Source organism: Streptomonospora sediminis, assembly GCF_054778995.1.
Genome location: NZ_BAAGYZ010000098.1, coordinates 45,782 through 61,328, shown reverse-complemented (window position 1 = coordinate 61,328; position 15,547 = coordinate 45,782). Strand labels below are relative to the sequence as shown.

Genomic DNA, 15,547 nt, shown 5'->3' with positions numbered 1-15,547 from the left:
CTGGGCACGAAGGAAAGCCCTGAAGGCCGAGAAAGTCCGGACCCCGGAAGTCCGGAGGCTCGGGGGTCGGAAGCGGACAAGGAGTTGGAACGATGCGTAGTCGAAAGTCGGCCGCCGCGGGCAGTGCGGTGTTCTTCGCGGTGGCGCCGGGCACGGTGGTCGGGATCATCCCGTGGCTGATCACCGGATGGGAGCTGAGCCGGCCGCTGCCCTACTGGGAGGCGGCCCAGGTCGCCGGGGCCCTGCTGATCTGCGCGGGGCTGTTCGTGTGCGTGCACGCCTTCACGAGGTTCGCCGCCGCGCTGGGCACGCCCGCGCCTCTCGCGCCGACCGAGCACCTGGTGGTGGACGGCTTCCACCGCTACGTGCGAAACCCCATGTACGTGGCGCTGGTGGGCGTGCTCATCGGGGAGGCGCTGCTGTTCGCTTCGGTCGGCGTGCTGGTGTGGACGCTGGTCTGCTGGACGGCCGCCGCCTTGGGTGTCCGCTTCTTCGAGGAACCGATGATGCGGCGTTCCTTCGGTGCGGAGTTCGCCGAGTACCGCCGCAACGTCCCAGCGTGGCTGCCGCGGCTGCGCCCGTGGTCCCCGTCCCGCACGGCGGCGCGGTAGGCGGGCCGGCTTTCCGGGGTAGCGGGGGCCGGGAGCGGGTGTGGTCGGGGCGGGCGGCGTGTCTTTGCGGGGGGCGGCAGTGTGTCCGATCTGTGAACAGTTACACTCATCAAAGGTGTGAAAAACAGCATTTCTTTGCCGATAGGGAAAGTATTCGCCCGCTTTAGGGTGTGTCCCATGTCACCGGTTCGCCAATGCGCGACAATTGTACTGTTTTGCTTCACTGGAGTTTAATAAGAACTGAACGCAAGACATGATCGAGCCGGGACGGCGGCTTTCCCTGATCCCCCGCATCCCCGCCTGGAAAGGTTGCTCAGGCATGAGCGAAGACGGCAAGGAGCGCGCGGTAGAGCTGCGGTACGAAGGTGGGACGCACACCCTGCCGCTGCTCACCGGCACCGAGGGCGAATCCGCCTTCGAGGCCAAGACTCTGCTGGCCCAAGCAGGCATGGTCACCCTCGATCCCGGGTTCGCCAACACCGCGGCGTGCGAATCCACGATCACCTACATCGACGGCGAAGCGGGGATCCTCCGCTATCGCGGCTATCCCATTCAGGAGCTCGCCGAGCAGAGTTCCTTCCTGGAGGTCGCCCACCTCCTGATCCATGGCGAACTTCCCAGCCCCGGAGAGCTCAAGGACTTCTCCGAGCAGCTCCGCGCCAATGCCGCGCTGCCCGCCGGGATGCGGGCCATGATCGACGCCCTTCCGCGCGAGGGCCACCCCATGGTCCTGCTGGGCTCCGCCGTCAACGCCATGGCCGCGTTCTACGCCGACACCACCGACCCCGGCGACTCCGCGCAGGTCGACCGCGCCACCACGCTGCTGCTGGCGCAGCTCCCCGCGGTCGCCGCCCGCATCTTCCGCAACTCCGCCGGCGAAGAGCCCCTGGAGCCCGACCACAACCTCGGCTACGTCGAGGACTTCCTGCGCATGACCTTCGGCGGGCGCACCGGCACCCCCGAACTCGACGACCTCTACGCCAAGGCCATGGACCTGCTGCTGGTCCTGCACGCCGACCACGAGCAGAACTGCTCCACCGCCACCGTGCGCGTGGTGGGATCCTCGCAGGCCAGCCTGTACGGCAGCGTCTCCGCCGGCATCAACGCCCTGTTCGGCCCGCTGCACGGCGGCGCCAACCAGGCCGTACTGGAGATGCTCGAAGAGATCCGCGGCATCGGCGGCGACGTCGACTCCTACCTGGCCAAGGTCAAGGACAAGGAGAGCCACACCCGCCTGATGGGGTTCGGGCACCGCGTCTACAAGAACTTCGATCCCCGCAGCAAGGAGATCAAGGAGCTGGCCGCTCAGATCCTGGACCGCCAGGAGCAGCCCGACGAACTGTTCGAGCTGGCGCTGCGGCTGGAGGGCCGCGCCCTGGCCGACCCCTACTTCACCGACCGCAAGCTCTACCCCAACGTCGACTTCTACAGCGGCGTCATCTACCGGGCCATGGGCTTTCCCACCTCCATGTTCACTGTGCTGTTCGCCCTGGGCCGGCTGCCCGGGTGGATCGCCCACTGGCGCGAGCAGCGCCTCGACCCCGCGGCCCGGATCGCGCGCCCGCGCCAGCTCTACGTCGGCCCCGCGCAGCGCTCCTACAACGGCTGAGCAGGCCCCGCCGACCCTACGCGGCGGCGACAGCACCCCCGCGGCGCCGTCGCCGCCGCCGGCTTTCCCGGGCGAGCCGGTACCCGCAGCCGCCGGGTATCGGCTTGCTCCAGTGCAGGTAATAATTCCGCCCCCGCGACCATCAGCGCGCCCGCCCGCGGGCAAGGCCCCAGCAATGGTCGATCGATCGGGGGAGACATGCTCGACTACCTGGCACAGCACTGGTGGGTCCTGGCCGTGCGCGGGGCCGCGGCGATCGTCTTCGGGCTCGTCGCCCTCCTGTGGCCGGGCATCACGGCGATCGCGCTGGCGACCGTCTTCGGGGTTTACGCCCTCGTCGACGGGGTGTTCGCCGGCTGGGCCGCGATGCGCGCTGAGGGAAGCGACCGCCCGCCGCTGATCTGGGAGGCCGTCCTGGGCGTGGTGGTCGGACTGATCGTGCTCGCTTGGCCGCTGGCCACCGTGATCGTGCTGACCGTGCTGCTGGGCCTATGGGCGATCGTCACCGGCGGCTTCGAGATCCTCACCGCCTACCGGCTGCGCAGCGAGCTGAGCGGCGAATGGCTCTATATCTTCAGCGGAGCCCTGTCCGTTGCATTCGGCCTGGTCATCTGGATCGTGCCGTTCGGCGGCGCGGTCGCCATGTCCTTCGCCATCGGCGCCTACGCCATCATCTTCGGTGCGGCGCTGATCGCGCTGAGCATCCGCCTGCGCGGCGTGGCCCGCGCCGGCACCGCAGGCCCGAGCGGGACCGGCCCCGGTTCGGGCTCGGCACCGGCCTGAGGCGGCCCGCCGAACACTCCGGACACGCCCTACATCCCGAGTCGCAGGCACGGCTGCATCCGGCGGCCGATGCGGCCGGCCGCGGCCGTGGTCCACCCTGGCCAAAGTGCGGCCTGCCGCTGTGCGGCGGGCGCGTAGTTGAATGGGGGGATGGGGCCTGAGATGCCTGCCGGCGGCGAGCGCGGTCCGCGCGGCGGCGGTGCGGGGGCCGGCCGCGGAGTGCGGCCGGTGATCCGGCGCGGCCTGGCCGCCCTGCGAACACGCACCGAGGCGCCGGCGGGCGAGGGGAGCCTGCTGATCGGGCGCCTGCGGATCCCGGCCCGCCTCACCGACGTGATCCTGGCCGCGGCGCTCGCCTTGGGCGGCTACGCCGTGGCCTACTCAGTGGACGGCATCGAACCCGGGCTCGCGGTGCTGATGGTCGGCACCGCCGCGGTCGCGGCGCTGACGCGGTTCCCCCGCACCGCCGCAGCGGTGATCGGGGGGTGCACGCCGCTGTACTACATGACGAGCGTCGCCGACTCCTGGGCGGCGTGGCTGCCGTTCGCGGTGAGCGTGGTGCGGCTGGGCGCCACCGGCAACCGGGCGGCCGCCGCCATCGCCACCGCGGCGCTGCTGGCGGTCGCCACCATCGGCGAGGCGATCGCGTTCGACCTGTGGCGGACGCTGTCGGTGCTGGCCTGGGCCCTGGTGGTGCTGCTGGCCGGCGAGATCGCCCGCAGCCACCGCGCCTACGTGCGCGAGGTGCAGCGCCGCGCCGCCGAGGCCGAACGCACCCGCGAGGAGGAGGCCCGCCGCCGCGCAACCGAAGAGCGGCTGCGCATCGCCCGCGAGCTGCACGACGTGATCGCGCACAGCATCTCGCTGATCAACGTGCAGGCGGGCGCCGCCGCGCACCGCCGCGACGACCCCGAAGCCGCCTTCGCCGCACTCGGCCACATCAAGGACGCCAGCCGCAACACCTTGCGCGAACTGCGTTCGACGCTGGGGGTGCTGCGCCAGGCCGACGACGGCGCCGGCGCGCCCGTCGCCCCCGCCCCGTCACTGGCGCGGGTCGCGGAGCTGACCGAGCAGACCGCGGCAGCCGGATTGCCGGTGCGGCTGGAGATCACCGGCACCCCGGGGCCATTGCCCGCAGCGGTGGACCTCGCCGCCTACCGCATCGTCCAGGAGGCCCTGACCAACGCGCTGCGGCACTCCGGTGCGGCCGACGCCGGGGTGTCGGTGGTCTACGGCGACGCGGAGCTGGGCGTGGCCGTGACCGACGACGGTCCCGCCACCGGTCCCGGTGCGCCGCCCGAAGGCAACGGCCTGCGCGGGATGCGCGAACGCGCCATCGCCGTCGGCGGTACGTGCAGCGCCGGGCCGCGCGCCGACGGTGCCGGTTTCGCCGTACGCGCCGCCTTCCCGCTGCCCGCCGCCGGGGACCGTGCCACCACCACTCCGGACTGAGGTGCCACCCGGCCTCTTTGCCCCTGTTCTGCCCCGGAGCCGTCCGCGCAGCGTACGGCGGCGGTTCGGACTGGTAAGAAAGGGACGAGTGGCCGGGGGCCGCGGCGAGGAGGCGGGCGCATGAGCGAACCGGATGCGCGCACAACCAGGGTGGTGCTCGCCGACGACCAGACACTGGTGCGGGCCGGATTCCGCTCGATGCTGGAAGGCGAGGACGACATCTCGGTCGTCGCCGAGGCGGGCAACGGCGAAGAGGCGGTGCGGGCCGCACTGGCCGAGCGCCCCGACGTGGTGCTGATGGATATCCGCATGCCCGTCCTCGACGGCTTGGAGGCCACCCTGCGCATCGCCGCCGACGAGCGGCTGCGCGGGGTCAAGGTCGTCATCCTGACAACGTTCGACCTTGACGAGTACGTCTACGGCGCGCTCAAGGCCGGCGCCGGCGGGTTCCTGGTCAAGGACACCGAACCCGCCGAGCTGATCCACGGCGTGCGGGTGGTCGCCCGGGGCGACGCGCTGCTGGCGCCCTCGGTCACCCGCCGCCTCATCAGCGAGTTCGCCGGCCGAATCAAGGAGCCGCCGCCGTCGCCGCGGCTGAACTCCCTCACCGAACGCGAGCGCGAGGTCATGGCCGAGGTTGCCGCCGGCCTGTCCAACGAGGAGTTGGCCCGGCGGTTGACCCTCAGCCCTGCCACCGCGAAGACGCACGTCAGCCGGGTGTTGACCAAATTGGGGGCGCGCGACCGCGCCCAGTTGGTGGTCATCGCCTACGAGACCGGGATGGTGCGGCCGGGCTGGCTCGGCTGAAATCCCGCTTCTGTAGAGAAGTGCCCCATTTGTGAGCGTCCGTAATCGGCTGCGCGCCATCCGCCCACTCGCCCGGCCCGCGGCGGTTCGGCCGCACACGCGCCCACCCCGGCCCACGCGGGCGGCCCGATCGCCGCTTCGCCTGGGGTGAGCCGGCGCGCGCGCAGCCGTGCGCGTCTGTTCGGCTCGGCGCACCGCGCGACTCGCGGCGGTCACAGCGCCCGGCATGGTAACTCACCACGCGGTGACGCACCCATTACCGGCCAGAGACGGTCGCCGATTCCCGATTCCCTTGTGGAGGGTCCGTAACGGGGTAAGACTCGGAAGCGAAGACCGTTGCCTCCGCCGCAGGGGTACAGCGGCGCAGCCGGCTGCCGCCTGTGCGGTGGGGCACCACTGTGCCGAACACGAACCCCGCCGAACCGCGCCGACCAGCCCTGCGGAGCGTGCCGATGACCGAGTGCACCGAGGCCGACTGCACAGGTGTGATCGACGAGGGCTACTGCAACGAGTGCGGGATGGCGCCGACGATCTCCAAGCAGATCGTGCCGGCGCCGCGCGACGCGCCCGCCCTCTCGCAAGTGGCCCCGCGCACCCCGGTGCCGCACGCCGCCCCGGATGGTGTGCCGCCGCCCGCTCCGGATGGCGGCGGCGAAGCCTCGGGGCCCGGGCGCATGACCGGTCTCAGCACACCGCGGCTGTCGGCACCCTCGGTCCCCCGGGCGAGCTCCGGCGCCGGCCCCGGAGCGCCCTCCTCGCGCGGGTTGCTGGGCCTGGGCATGGTCGAGGTGCCGCAGGTGCCCTACCTCGACCCCGCCAGCGCCGTGCTCACCAACCCGGTCGTCGCCGAGAAGAACCGGCTCTGCGGCCACTGCGGCGGCACCGTGGGCCGCTCCCTCAACGGCCGGCCCGGGGTCACCGAGGGCTACTGCCCCTCCTGCCGCACCGAGTTCTCCTTCACCCCCAAACTCGCGCCCGGCGACCTGGTCGCCGGCCAGTACGAGGTGCTGGGCTGCCTTGCCCACGGCGGGCTCGGCTGGATCTACCTCGCCCGCGACCACAACGTCAACGACCGGTGGGTGGTGCTCAAAGGCCTGCTCAACGTCGGCGACGCCGAGGCGCACAAGACCGCCGCCGCCGAACGCGGGGTCCTGGCCGAGGTGGAGCACCCCAACGTCGTCAAGATCTACAACTTCGTGCAGCACCCCGACCCGCGCACCGGCGTACCGGCCGGCCACATCGTCATGGAGTACGTCGGCGGCAAGTCGCTGCGCGCCCTGCTGGTCGAACAGCGTTCGAGCGAGTGCGGCTCCGCGGGGCTGCCGGTGGACCAGGTGATCGCCTACGGGTTGGAAGCGCTGCGCGCACTGGGCCATCTGCACAGCAAAGGCCTGCTGTACTGCGACTTCAAACCCGACAACGTCATCCAGAGCGAGGAGCAGATCAAACTCATCGACGTGGGCGCGGTGCGGCGTATCGACGACCTTGTAAGCCCCGTCTACACGACGCTCGGCTACCGGGTCCCCGAACAGGAGCTGCGCGAGCGGGGCCCCTCGATCAGCTCCGACCTGTACTCCGTGGCGCGCTGCCTGGCCGTGCTCAGCTTCCGCTTCGACTTCACCGGCACCTACGAGCACTCCCTGCCCGACGCCGGCAGCGTGCCGGTGCTGAACCGTTTCCCCTCCTACGACCGGCTGCTGCGCCGCGCCCTGCAGGAGGAACCGCAGCTGCGGTTCCAGGACGCCGCCGAGATGGCCGACCAGCTCACCGGGGTGCTGCGCGAAGTGCTCTCGGAGCTGCGCGGCCGCCCGCACCCGGCCCAGTCGGCGCTGTTCGGCGCCGAGCGCCCCCTGTTCAGCTCGGGCAACCTGGTCCGGGTGGTCGACGAGACCGACCGGCTGCTGGGCCCGCCCGCCCCCGAACGCGTCGCCGCCGCGCTCCCGTTTCCGCTGATCGACCCCGCCGACCCGGCGGCGGCCCAGCTCACCGGGCTCGCGGCACTACCCGACGAAGACCTGGCGGCGGCGCTGGAAGGCGACACCGACCCCACACCGGAAACACGGCTGATGCTGGCGCGCGCCCTGATCGGGTTGGAGCGCCGCGACGAGGCGGTAGTCCAGCTCCGGGCCTTCGGCACCGAGGCGCCCGACGACTGGCGGCCGTTCTGGTACTGGGCGGTCATGGTGCTGGGCGTGGGCGGGTGCCACGACGCCCGGCAACGCTTCGAGCAACTCTTCGACCAGGTGCCCGGCGAGGCCGCACCCAAGCTCGGCCTTGCGGCCGCCTGCGAACTGACCGGCGACCCCGACGGCGCCGAACAGCTCTACCGGACCGTGTGGGCCACCGACCGCTCCTATGTCAGCGCGGGCTTCGGCCTGGCCCGCATCCGCCTGGCCCGCGGCGACCCCGCAGGCGCGGTGCGGGAGCTGGACCGGGTGCCGGAGCTGTCCAGTGTCTACATCGCCGCGCAGATGGCGGCGGTGAGCGTGCTGGTGACCGACCGCGACCCCCGCGAAGTATCGGAGTCGGTGTTCCTGGACGCGGAGGCGCGCCTGGACAGACTGGGCCTGCGCGGCGAGGCCGCCGACCGGCTCAAGGCGCGGGTGCTGCGCACCGCGCTGGACTGGGTGCTGGCCGGATGCGGCCCGCAGCCGTCCGCCGGCGACCCCGCCGCCAACGGCGCGGGCATCCGGCTGCTCGACGCCCCGCTGACCGAGGAGGGCCTGCGCGCCAACCTGGAACGCAGCTACCGCGAACGCGCCCGGATGACCACCGACAGCCCCCGGCGCCGCGAACTCGTCGACCGCGCCAACGCGGTACGCCCGAGGACACTGCTATGACCGCCCGCTCCGCCGCGGCGCCTCCGCACGCGTTAGCCGCACCGCCCGGTACGGGTAGTGCGTCCAACGGGGGAGTACGCGGGGGAACCGAAGCCAACGGCACGCGGCGGGGCGAAGCGCCGACCGGCACCCGGGGTGGGACAGCGGGGCCTGCAGGCGTCCGCGGCGGTCCGCGGCGGACCGAGCGTGCCAATGGCGGCCTTGCGGCGGCGGTGGCAGCGGTGGCAGAGGGGAGGCGAGGCCGGCGTGCTGACCTGCCCGGTGTGCGGTGAAACAGTGGCCGCGGGGGACGCTTTCTGCGAGCGCTGCGGCTGCAGCCTGCGCGGTACCGGCAACGGCGACCGCGGTTACCCGCCCGGGTCCCGGACGGAGACCGCACCGGCCGCACCGGTCGCGCCGACTCCGCTCAGCGGCGCCGACGCGCCGTGCGCGCGCTGCGGCGGGCCGGTGACCGCGGGATTCTGCGGCGAGTGCGGGCTGCGCCGCAGCGCACCCGGCGACCACACCGAACTCCGGCTGGGCCCCGCCGCCGGAGTGAGCGACCGGGGGCTGCGCCACGAACACAACGAGGACGCAATGGCGCTGCGTACCGTGCCCCCTGCAGATGGCACCGCCGGCTCTGCCCGCACCGCCGCCGGTGCTGCTACGCGCCCCGCCGCACCCGTACCCGCGCCCGCGCCCGCGTCCGCCGTCGCCGCCATCGTCTGCGACGGGGTGTCGTCCTCGCCTCGCCCCGCCGCGGCATCCGCCGCAGCGGCCGACGCCGGGGCGGCGGCACTGGCCGAGTCCCTGCGGGACGGCGTCGGCACCACCGAGGCGGCCGGCGCGGCCCTGCGCCGGGCGGGCCGCGCCGTGTCCGCACTGGCCGACTCCGCCACCAGTGCGCCCGCCTGCACCTTCCTGGCCGCCGCGGTGCCCGCCGCCGGCGGCCCGATCGGGCTGGCCTGGGCCGGCGACAGCCGCGCCTACTGGGTGTCCGGCCAGTCGGCGGCCGCGCCATCGGCGCTGCTCACCCGCGACGACTCGTGGAGAGAGGCCATGGTCGCGATGAACGTGCTGAGCCCGCAGGAGGCCGCGCGTTCGCCGCGGGCCCACGCCCTGACCGCCTGGCTCGGCGCCGACTACGGCGGCGCAGCCGGACAGGTCGCCGCCTTCGACCCCGGCGGCGCCGGCACGCTCGTGTTGTGCAGCGACGGGCTGTGGAACCACCTGCCCGACCCGCTGGAGATCGCCGCGCTCATCCGCAGCTGCGGCCCCGACCCGCTCGCCGCGGCGCGCGCCTGCATCCGCTATGCGCTGCGGCACGGCGGCCACGACAACGTGACCGCCGTGCTGGTCGACGTACCCGGCCCGCCCGCAGCAGGGGAGGTGCCGTGACCGCGCAGGACGCCGGCGCAGCGCCGGACTTTGCCGTCCACATCGACCAGAACCCTTGCCTGCCCCCGGGCGGTGGCGACGTGCACGCCATCGTGCGCGTCACCGCCCGGCCGCCCCCCGGCGCCGCGGCGGGGCCCGCGCCCGCGGCGGAGATCGTCATCGTCGACACCTCGGGGTCGATGTACGGCGAGAAACTGGCCGCGGCCAAGCGGGCCGCCTGCGCCGCGGTCGACACCCTCCACGACGGGGTCGGCTTCGCGGTCGTGGCCGGCGCAGGCACCGCCCGAGTCGTCTACCCGGCCGAACCCGGCCTGGCCTGCGTCTGCGAACGCACCCGGGCCGAGGCGCGCGCCGCCGTCGACGGCCTCGCCCCAGCGGGCGGCACCCGGCTGGGCGCATGGCTGAACACGGCCGGCGAGCTGTTCGCGCGACTGGACCCCGGCACCCTCAAGCACGCCATCCTGCTCACCGACGGCCGCAACAACGAGCACCCCGGCGTGTTCGACCCGGTGCTGAAAACGCTGGCGGGCCGGTTCGTCTGCGACTGCCGGGGCGTGGGCACCGACGTGGACGTGGGCGAACTGCGCCGGATCGCCGAAGCCATGCTCGGCACCGTCGGGATCGTCACCGACCCCGCTGAGCTGGCCGCGGATTTCCGCGCCGCGGCCCGCGCCGCCATGGCCAAGGCCGTCGCCGATGTAACGCTGCGGCTGTGGACTCCCCGCGGTGCTGCGGTGGCCTCGCTGGTGCAGGTCGATCCCGGCGTGTGCGACCTCACGCCGCGGCGCACCCCGGCCGGGCCGCTCAGCTGCGAGTTCCCCACCGGGGCGTGGGGCGCCGAAAGCCGCGCCTACCACCTGCACCTGCGGGTGCCGCCGGGCGCCGCCGGGCGGCGGATGCGAGCGGCGCGGGTGCGGCCGGTCGCGCCCGGCACCCCCGAGCAGCCCGGCGCCCGCGGCGACATCCTCGCCGAATGGACCGCCGACCCCGACCGGACCGCCCGCATCGACCCGGTGGTGGCCCACTACACGGGCCAGACCGAACTGTGCCGCGCCGTGCAGGAGGGGCTGCGCGCGCGGCGCGACGGCGACGACGACACGGCCACCGCCCGGCTCGGGCGTGCGGTGGCGCTGGCCCACCGGTCCCGCCACGCGGCCACCGCCGAGCTGCTGCACCGGGTCGTCGAGGTCGTCGACGCGGCCACGGGGACGGTGCGGCTGCGGCCCGAGGTCTCCCGCGCCGACGAGATGACCCTGGACACCCACTCGACCAGAACCGTGCGAACACGTGCGGGCGACCGCGAACCGGGGGCCGTGTGAAAGCGAGGAGGGGGCGACCATGCCCACGTGTCCGCGGGGACACCGCTCGTCCGCCTACACCAACTGCGACATCTGCGGGCTGTCCATTCCCACCCCGCCGACCGGACTGCGCACCGGCTTCCCGCAGCACGCCGCCGGCACCGCGTCCGCTGCCCGCCCCGTTCCCGACGAGCGGTGCCCCGACTGCGCCGCCGAACGCGTAGGCCGCTTCTGCGAGGTCTGCGGGCACGACTTCGCCGCCGCCGACCGGACCGAGGCGTCGCCGGTCCCGTTGGCGCCGGACGTGCCCGCCGCGGCCGACCCGGCGCTCCCCGGCGCGCGCCCGGAGCACGCGGCCGGCGGGACGGGCACCGGCGCCGCGGACGACACGGCCACCTGGTGGGCGATCGTCGCCGCCGACCCCGCCTTCTACCAGGCCATGGCCGACCGCGGTGTGCTCGACACCGCCGCCATCGCCTTCCCGGCGCACGCGCCGCAGCGCCGGGTGCCGCTGAACCGGCCGCGCGTGCGCATCGGGCGGCGCAGCACCTCCCGCGGCATCCACCCCGAGATCGACCTGGCCGGACCGCCCGCGGACCCGGCCGTCTCACACACGCACGCGATGCTGCTCGCCCGGCCGGGCGGCGCGTGGTCGCTCGTGGACGAAGGGTCCGCCAACGGCACCACCGTCAACGGGACCGACCACCCGATCGCCCGCGACACGGAGGTGCGGCTGCACGATGCCGACCGGATCTACGTCGGCGCCTGGACCGTCATCACCCTGCACCGGCAGCGGGGGTGAGCGCAGTTGGTGAAGCACAGCTCCGACCGCCCCGAGATCGCCGACCGGTTGGCCACCACGGCCGCCGACCGGGCGCGCCACCGGATGGGCCTGCCTTCGTGGGTGACACGGCCCGGTACCCGCGAGCGCGTGTGGCTGCTGAGCACCCTGTGCCTGGTGCTGACCGGGCTGCTGTTCGCCACCGCCCAGACGGCGCTGTCCAGCGCCCGCGAGGGCCTGGAGGTGATCGGCGGCGGCGAAGGCCCCAAAGTGGTGGCGACCGCCGACCTGTACTTCGCGCTGAGCGACATGGACGCCCAGATGGCCAACGTGCTGCTGATGGGTTCGCAGCACTCGCTGGGAGACGGCCGCGAAGCCGCCATGGTCCGCTACGAGCAGCGCCGCGCCGACGCCAACCGGGCGCTGCTGCACGCCGCCCAGCTCGCCGAGGGCGACAGGGTCGAGGAACTGAACGTCCGCGCCGTCATGGACGGGGTGAACACCTACGAGCGGCTGGCGGCCGAGGCGCGCCTGCTCAACGACGAGCAGAGCGGACCGGCGGGGCAGCCATCGGACGAGGTCGTCGAGCTGTACCGGCGGGCCGCCGAAGTGATGCAGCGCGACCTGCTGCCCAAGGCCTACAACCTGACCCTGGATAGCGGCGCCACCGTGCGCAGCACCTACGAGGAGAAGAGCGCGGCGGCGTCGCAGGGACTGGCCCTGGTCGCGGCCGCAACCGCGGCGCTGTCCGGCGCGCTGCTGTGGCTCCAGCTGTTCCTGCGCAACCGGTTCCGGCGCCGCTACAACCTGCCGCTGGCGGCGGCGACCGCGGGCGTGCTCCTGCTGGGCCTGGGCACGGTCTCGACGCTGGAACAGCAGTCGGCGCTGCTGCGCACCGCAAAGGAGGAAGGGCTCGACTCGATGCTCGCGCTGTCGCGGGCGCGGGCCATCAGCACCGGCATGAACGCCGACCAGAGCCGGTGGCTGATGGATCCCACCCGTGCCCACGCCTACGAGCAGAACTTCCTGGACGACGCGAAGACCGTGCTGTTCCTGGTCCCCGAACAGGGGCGGCCACCGGGCGACCTGGACTCCTACACCGCCGAGGTCGCCGACGCCGTCCGCGACCACACCGACTACCCCGGTCAGGTGCTCGGCCTGCTCGGCCAGGAGGTGCACACCGGCGGGATCGAAGGCAGGGAGGAGGCCCAGCAGCGCACCCTGCAGACCTACACGGCTTTCCTGCGCGCCGACCAGGAGATGCGCGAACTGGCGGCCGACGGTGACATCGAGGCGGCCGTCGACGCCCACATGTCCGGCGAGGACTCCGTGGAGGACCTGTTCGGCCAGTACGAGCGGTCGCTGGTCCGGCTCACCGCGCTGCACTCCAACACCTTCGACTCGGCCGTCGCCGAAGCCGAGGACGGGCTGCTGGGCTGGGACACGGCGCTCACGGCGGGCTGCCTGGCGTTTGCGGCGCTGCTGGTGCTGGGCGTGCGCCCGCGGTTGGCGGAGTACCGGTAGCGGGGCGCGCAAGGCCCGGGGGCGGGCACGGCCGGGGGAGGGACAGGAGGCGAACGCCGATGGGACCGGTCCGAAAGGCCCGCGCCGCTGCGACCGCGGCGGCGCTGGCAGTGGTGCTCGCGGCGGGTGCGGGCTGCACCGACGCCGCCGGGAGAATCTCGATCGCGGACGCGCAGCAGCTCCGCATCGGTATCAAGACCGACCAGCCCGGCCTGGGGCTGCGGACCGGCGACGGCGACCATGCGGGCTTTGAAGTGGACGTGGCCCTCTACATCGCCGACCACCTGGGTGTGGAGCGCGGCAACGTGGAGTTCGTCGGGGTCACCTCGGAGGAACGCGAGCAGGCGCTGCAGGACGGCAAGGTCGACCTGATACTGGCCAGCTACTCCGTCACCCAGCTGCGCAAGACCGTTGTCGCGTTCGGCGGCCCCTACTACGTGGCCCACCAGGACATCCTGGTCCGCGCGGGCGACGCCTCGGTCGACAACGTCTCGGACCTGGCGGGCAAGCGGCTGTGCCAGGGCGCCGGGTCGAACTCCGGCGACCGGGTGACCGAGGAGGTCGATGTCGGCGCCACCGTTGTCGAGCGCCCCGACTACAGCGCCTGCATCGAACTGCTCGCCGACGGCGAGATCGACGCGGTCTCCACCGACGACCTCATTCTGGCCGGCTACCTGGAGGCCTCCCCGGATTCGTTCCGGCTGGTCAACGCACCGTTCACCAACGAGAAGTACGGCGTGGGGATCGCCAAGTGGGACATCGGCGGCTGCGAGGCGGTCAACCGGGCCATCACCCGCATGTACCAGAACGGGACGGCGGCGTGGCTGCTGCGCAAGTGGTTCGGCGACACCGGCCTGGACGTCAACACCAGCGTGCCCCAGTACGAGGGGTGCGGCTGAGGCGGGAGCCGGCCCGGGCGGCCCGTCGGGCGGCCGGGTGAGAGCATCGCCGGGGCGCCTCGCAGGGCTGCCCGCGGGCGGGCGCCGCCGCCGAGTGGCGGCATCGGGGCATCCGGTGCACAGTGGGCGCGGGCGGATCAACCGCACCAGGGAACCCGGAACCCGGCACGCGGCGGGGGCGTCGGTTGTGAGTGGACTCCAGCGGAAGGAGCGGAACAGGGTGACGATCGTGGAGTTCATCAACGCGCGCTTGGCGGAGGACGAAAGCGCCGCGCACGCGGCATCGCCGGGCACCGGGGGGCCCGAACGCGCCCGTGCCGACGTCCACGCCAAACGCGGGATCGTCGACGCCTACACCGCCACGTACCACGAGTGCATGGACACCCTGAACAACGGCGCAACGTCCGCCGCGGCCGAAGACGGCGCCTGGTCGGCCCTGCACGCCTGGCGCCGCGCCGTCGAACACCTCGCGGCCGTCTACGCCGCCCACCCCGACTACGACACGGCCTGGAAGAGCTGACCGCGGCCGATCGAGCGCCCGCTGCCGTCCGCTGCCGTCGCCGCCGCTGTTGGGCCCAAAACGCCGGCGGGCCGAGTCGGCCGCGGTGGCCGGTCCGAGAGCAGGCCGCCCAGCACCCCCGGCCTGCGCATGGTCCGGGTCAGCCGGCCGGAGCCGGCCACTGCCAGCCCCACGCCCACAGCGCCACCCACAGGCCCGGAGCGACCAGCACCGCGCCGAGCAGCAACTGGTAGGCGGGTTCGGCGGTGGCGGCCACACCCGCCTGCACCAACGCGCCGACCAGCAGCCCGGCGCTGAACACCGCCGGGCTCCACGAGGCGCGCGCGGCGGCCCCGATCGCCGCGGCCGCCGCCGTCTGTGCGAGGCCGGCTGCCAGCACAAGGCCGCCGAGCAGCCCCGCGGCGGCGGTGGCGGCGTCCGGCGGGCCGGATGACGCGACGGCGCCGGTCGCCGACCGCAGCAGCACAATGGCGACCTGGACCAGCACCGCCAGGCGCAGCGTCCACAGCACAGCGGGCCGCCACGCACCGGCCGCGGCGCGTACGCCCGCCGCACCCGCGGAAAGCGGCACCGCGATCGGAGCCGGCACCCGCGCCGCGGCCGGACGTGCGGCGCTGCCCCCGCCGCGCGGCAGCGCCCGACCGGCGGGCAGGGCAGGCAGGCCGGAGCGGGCCGCGCCGCCCGGCTCGCTCCCCGGCAGATCAGGGGACGCGGCGGGGGCGTCCGACGGCGGGCGCGGCGCGGGCGGGTGGGGCAGCAGGATCCCGGGCGGTGCCGAGGGCAGCGCCGGTACGGGCGGCGCGGGCGGCACCGGCGCGGCCACTGGAACCGGCGACCGCGGCGGCGCGGCGGTGTCCGGTGCGGTGCGCGGGTCCTGGTCGCGCGCAGCCTGCAGGCCCGCGCGCCAAGCTGCATCGGCTCCCATGAGGACCGCCCCTCGTATGCGTGGGTGTATCGCCGCCGAGTCTGCTCGGTTTGCGTGCGCATGTCGTCGTGCCGCCGGCGGCACCGCACCTACCGCGCCGGGCGCAGCACGCCCGCCCCGG

13 protein-coding genes are annotated in these 15,547 nt (G+C 73.8%); 12 read left to right on the top strand and 1 reads right to left on the bottom strand.

Annotated elements, in window-relative coordinates; translation table 11 throughout:
- The first annotated feature begins 92 nt into the window (after positions 1-92).
- From ACYVD5_RS18790 to ACYVD5_RS18735, 12 genes are all read left to right on the top strand, one after another.
- Complete coding sequence (locus ACYVD5_RS18790; protein WP_461002383.1) at positions 93-611, top strand: methyltransferase family protein; 519 nt, start codon at positions 93-95, stop codon at positions 609-611.
- Between the two features lie 319 nt (positions 612-930).
- Complete coding sequence (locus ACYVD5_RS18785) at positions 931-2,220, top strand: citrate synthase (RefSeq protein WP_461002382.1); 1,290 nt, start codon at positions 931-933, stop codon at positions 2,218-2,220.
- 198 nt (positions 2,221-2,418) lie between these two features.
- The gene (locus ACYVD5_RS18780) at positions 2,419-3,003 is read left to right on the top strand and encodes an HdeD family acid-resistance protein (protein ID WP_461002381.1); all 585 of its coding nucleotides are present in this window, start codon (positions 2,419-2,421) and stop codon (positions 3,001-3,003) included.
- A 150-nt stretch (positions 3,004-3,153) separates the two neighbouring features.
- On the top strand, positions 3,154-4,455 hold the full coding sequence (locus tag ACYVD5_RS18775; RefSeq protein ID WP_461002380.1) for a sensor histidine kinase: 1,302 nt from the start codon (positions 3,154-3,156) through the stop codon (positions 4,453-4,455).
- A 120-nt stretch (positions 4,456-4,575) separates the two neighbouring features.
- On the top strand, positions 4,576-5,262 hold the full coding sequence (locus tag ACYVD5_RS18770) for a response regulator (RefSeq protein ID WP_461002379.1): 687 nt from the start codon (positions 4,576-4,578) through the stop codon (positions 5,260-5,262).
- Positions 5,263-5,714: 452 nt separating this feature from the next.
- The gene (locus ACYVD5_RS18765; RefSeq protein ID WP_461002378.1) at positions 5,715-8,102 is read left to right on the top strand and encodes a serine/threonine-protein kinase; all 2,388 of its coding nucleotides are present in this window, start codon (positions 5,715-5,717) and stop codon (positions 8,100-8,102) included.
- 192 nt (positions 8,103-8,294) lie between these two features.
- Positions 8,295-9,479 carry a PP2C family protein-serine/threonine phosphatase gene (locus tag ACYVD5_RS18760; RefSeq protein WP_461002377.1) on the top strand — a complete coding sequence of 395 codons (1,185 nt, stop codon included), beginning with the start codon at positions 8,295-8,297 and terminating at the stop codon, positions 9,477-9,479.
- Complete coding sequence (locus tag ACYVD5_RS18755; RefSeq protein ID WP_461002376.1) at positions 9,476-10,798, top strand: vWA domain-containing protein; 1,323 nt, start codon at positions 9,476-9,478, stop codon at positions 10,796-10,798. The genes ACYVD5_RS18760 and ACYVD5_RS18755 overlap by 4 nt, the downstream gene beginning before the upstream one ends.
- Before the next feature lie 19 nt (positions 10,799-10,817).
- The gene (locus ACYVD5_RS18750; protein WP_461002375.1) at positions 10,818-11,579 is read left to right on the top strand and encodes an FHA domain-containing protein; all 762 of its coding nucleotides are present in this window, start codon (positions 10,818-10,820) and stop codon (positions 11,577-11,579) included.
- Between the two features lie 9 nt (positions 11,580-11,588).
- Entirely contained in the window at positions 11,589-13,082 is a 1,494-nt protein-coding gene (locus ACYVD5_RS18745; RefSeq protein ID WP_461002374.1) for a hypothetical protein, read from the top strand.
- Positions 13,083-13,141: 59 nt separating this feature from the next.
- A complete protein-coding gene (locus tag ACYVD5_RS18740) occupies positions 13,142-13,981 on the top strand; it encodes a glutamate ABC transporter substrate-binding protein (protein WP_461002373.1) in 840 nt (279 codons plus the stop codon).
- A gap of 220 nt (positions 13,982-14,201) precedes the next feature.
- Positions 14,202-14,501 carry a DUF6221 family protein gene (locus ACYVD5_RS18735; RefSeq protein WP_461002372.1) on the top strand — a complete coding sequence of 100 codons (300 nt, stop codon included), beginning with the start codon at positions 14,202-14,204 and terminating at the stop codon, positions 14,499-14,501.
- A gap of 139 nt (positions 14,502-14,640) precedes the next feature.
- Here the strand turns inward: ACYVD5_RS18735 and ACYVD5_RS18730 are convergent, their stop codons facing one another.
- Positions 14,641-15,426, bottom strand: coding sequence for a hypothetical protein (locus ACYVD5_RS18730; RefSeq protein WP_461002371.1), 786 nt, complete (start codon positions 15,424-15,426; stop codon positions 14,641-14,643).
- Positions 15,427-15,547: the final 121 nt, after the last annotated feature.

Excerpts from the sequence above, each read along its gene's own strand:
- ACYVD5_RS18790 (WP_461002383.1), top strand. The coding sequence starts at position 93 with ATGCGTAGTCGAAAGTCGGCCGCCGCGGGCAGTGCGGTGTTCTTCGCG.
- ACYVD5_RS18785 (WP_461002382.1), top strand. The coding sequence starts at position 931 with ATGAGCGAAGACGGCAAGGAGCGCGCGGTAGAGCTGCGGTACGAAGGT.
- ACYVD5_RS18780 (WP_461002381.1), top strand. The coding sequence starts at position 2,419 with ATGCTCGACTACCTGGCACAGCACTGGTGGGTCCTGGCCGTGCGCGGG.
- ACYVD5_RS18775 (WP_461002380.1), top strand. The coding sequence starts at position 3,154 with ATGGGGCCTGAGATGCCTGCCGGCGGCGAGCGCGGTCCGCGCGGCGGC.
- ACYVD5_RS18770 (WP_461002379.1), top strand. The coding sequence starts at position 4,576 with ATGAGCGAACCGGATGCGCGCACAACCAGGGTGGTGCTCGCCGACGAC.
- ACYVD5_RS18765 (WP_461002378.1), top strand. The coding sequence starts at position 5,715 with ATGACCGAGTGCACCGAGGCCGACTGCACAGGTGTGATCGACGAGGGC.
- ACYVD5_RS18760 (WP_461002377.1), top strand. The coding sequence starts at position 8,295 with ATGGCGGCCTTGCGGCGGCGGTGGCAGCGGTGGCAGAGGGGAGGCGAG.
- ACYVD5_RS18750 (WP_461002375.1), top strand. The coding sequence starts at position 10,818 with ATGCCCACGTGTCCGCGGGGACACCGCTCGTCCGCCTACACCAACTGC.
- ACYVD5_RS18740 (WP_461002373.1), top strand. The coding sequence starts at position 13,142 with ATGGGACCGGTCCGAAAGGCCCGCGCCGCTGCGACCGCGGCGGCGCTG.
- ACYVD5_RS18730 (WP_461002371.1), bottom strand. The coding sequence starts at position 15,426 with ATGGGAGCCGATGCAGCTTGGCGCGCGGGCCTGCAGGCTGCGCGCGAC.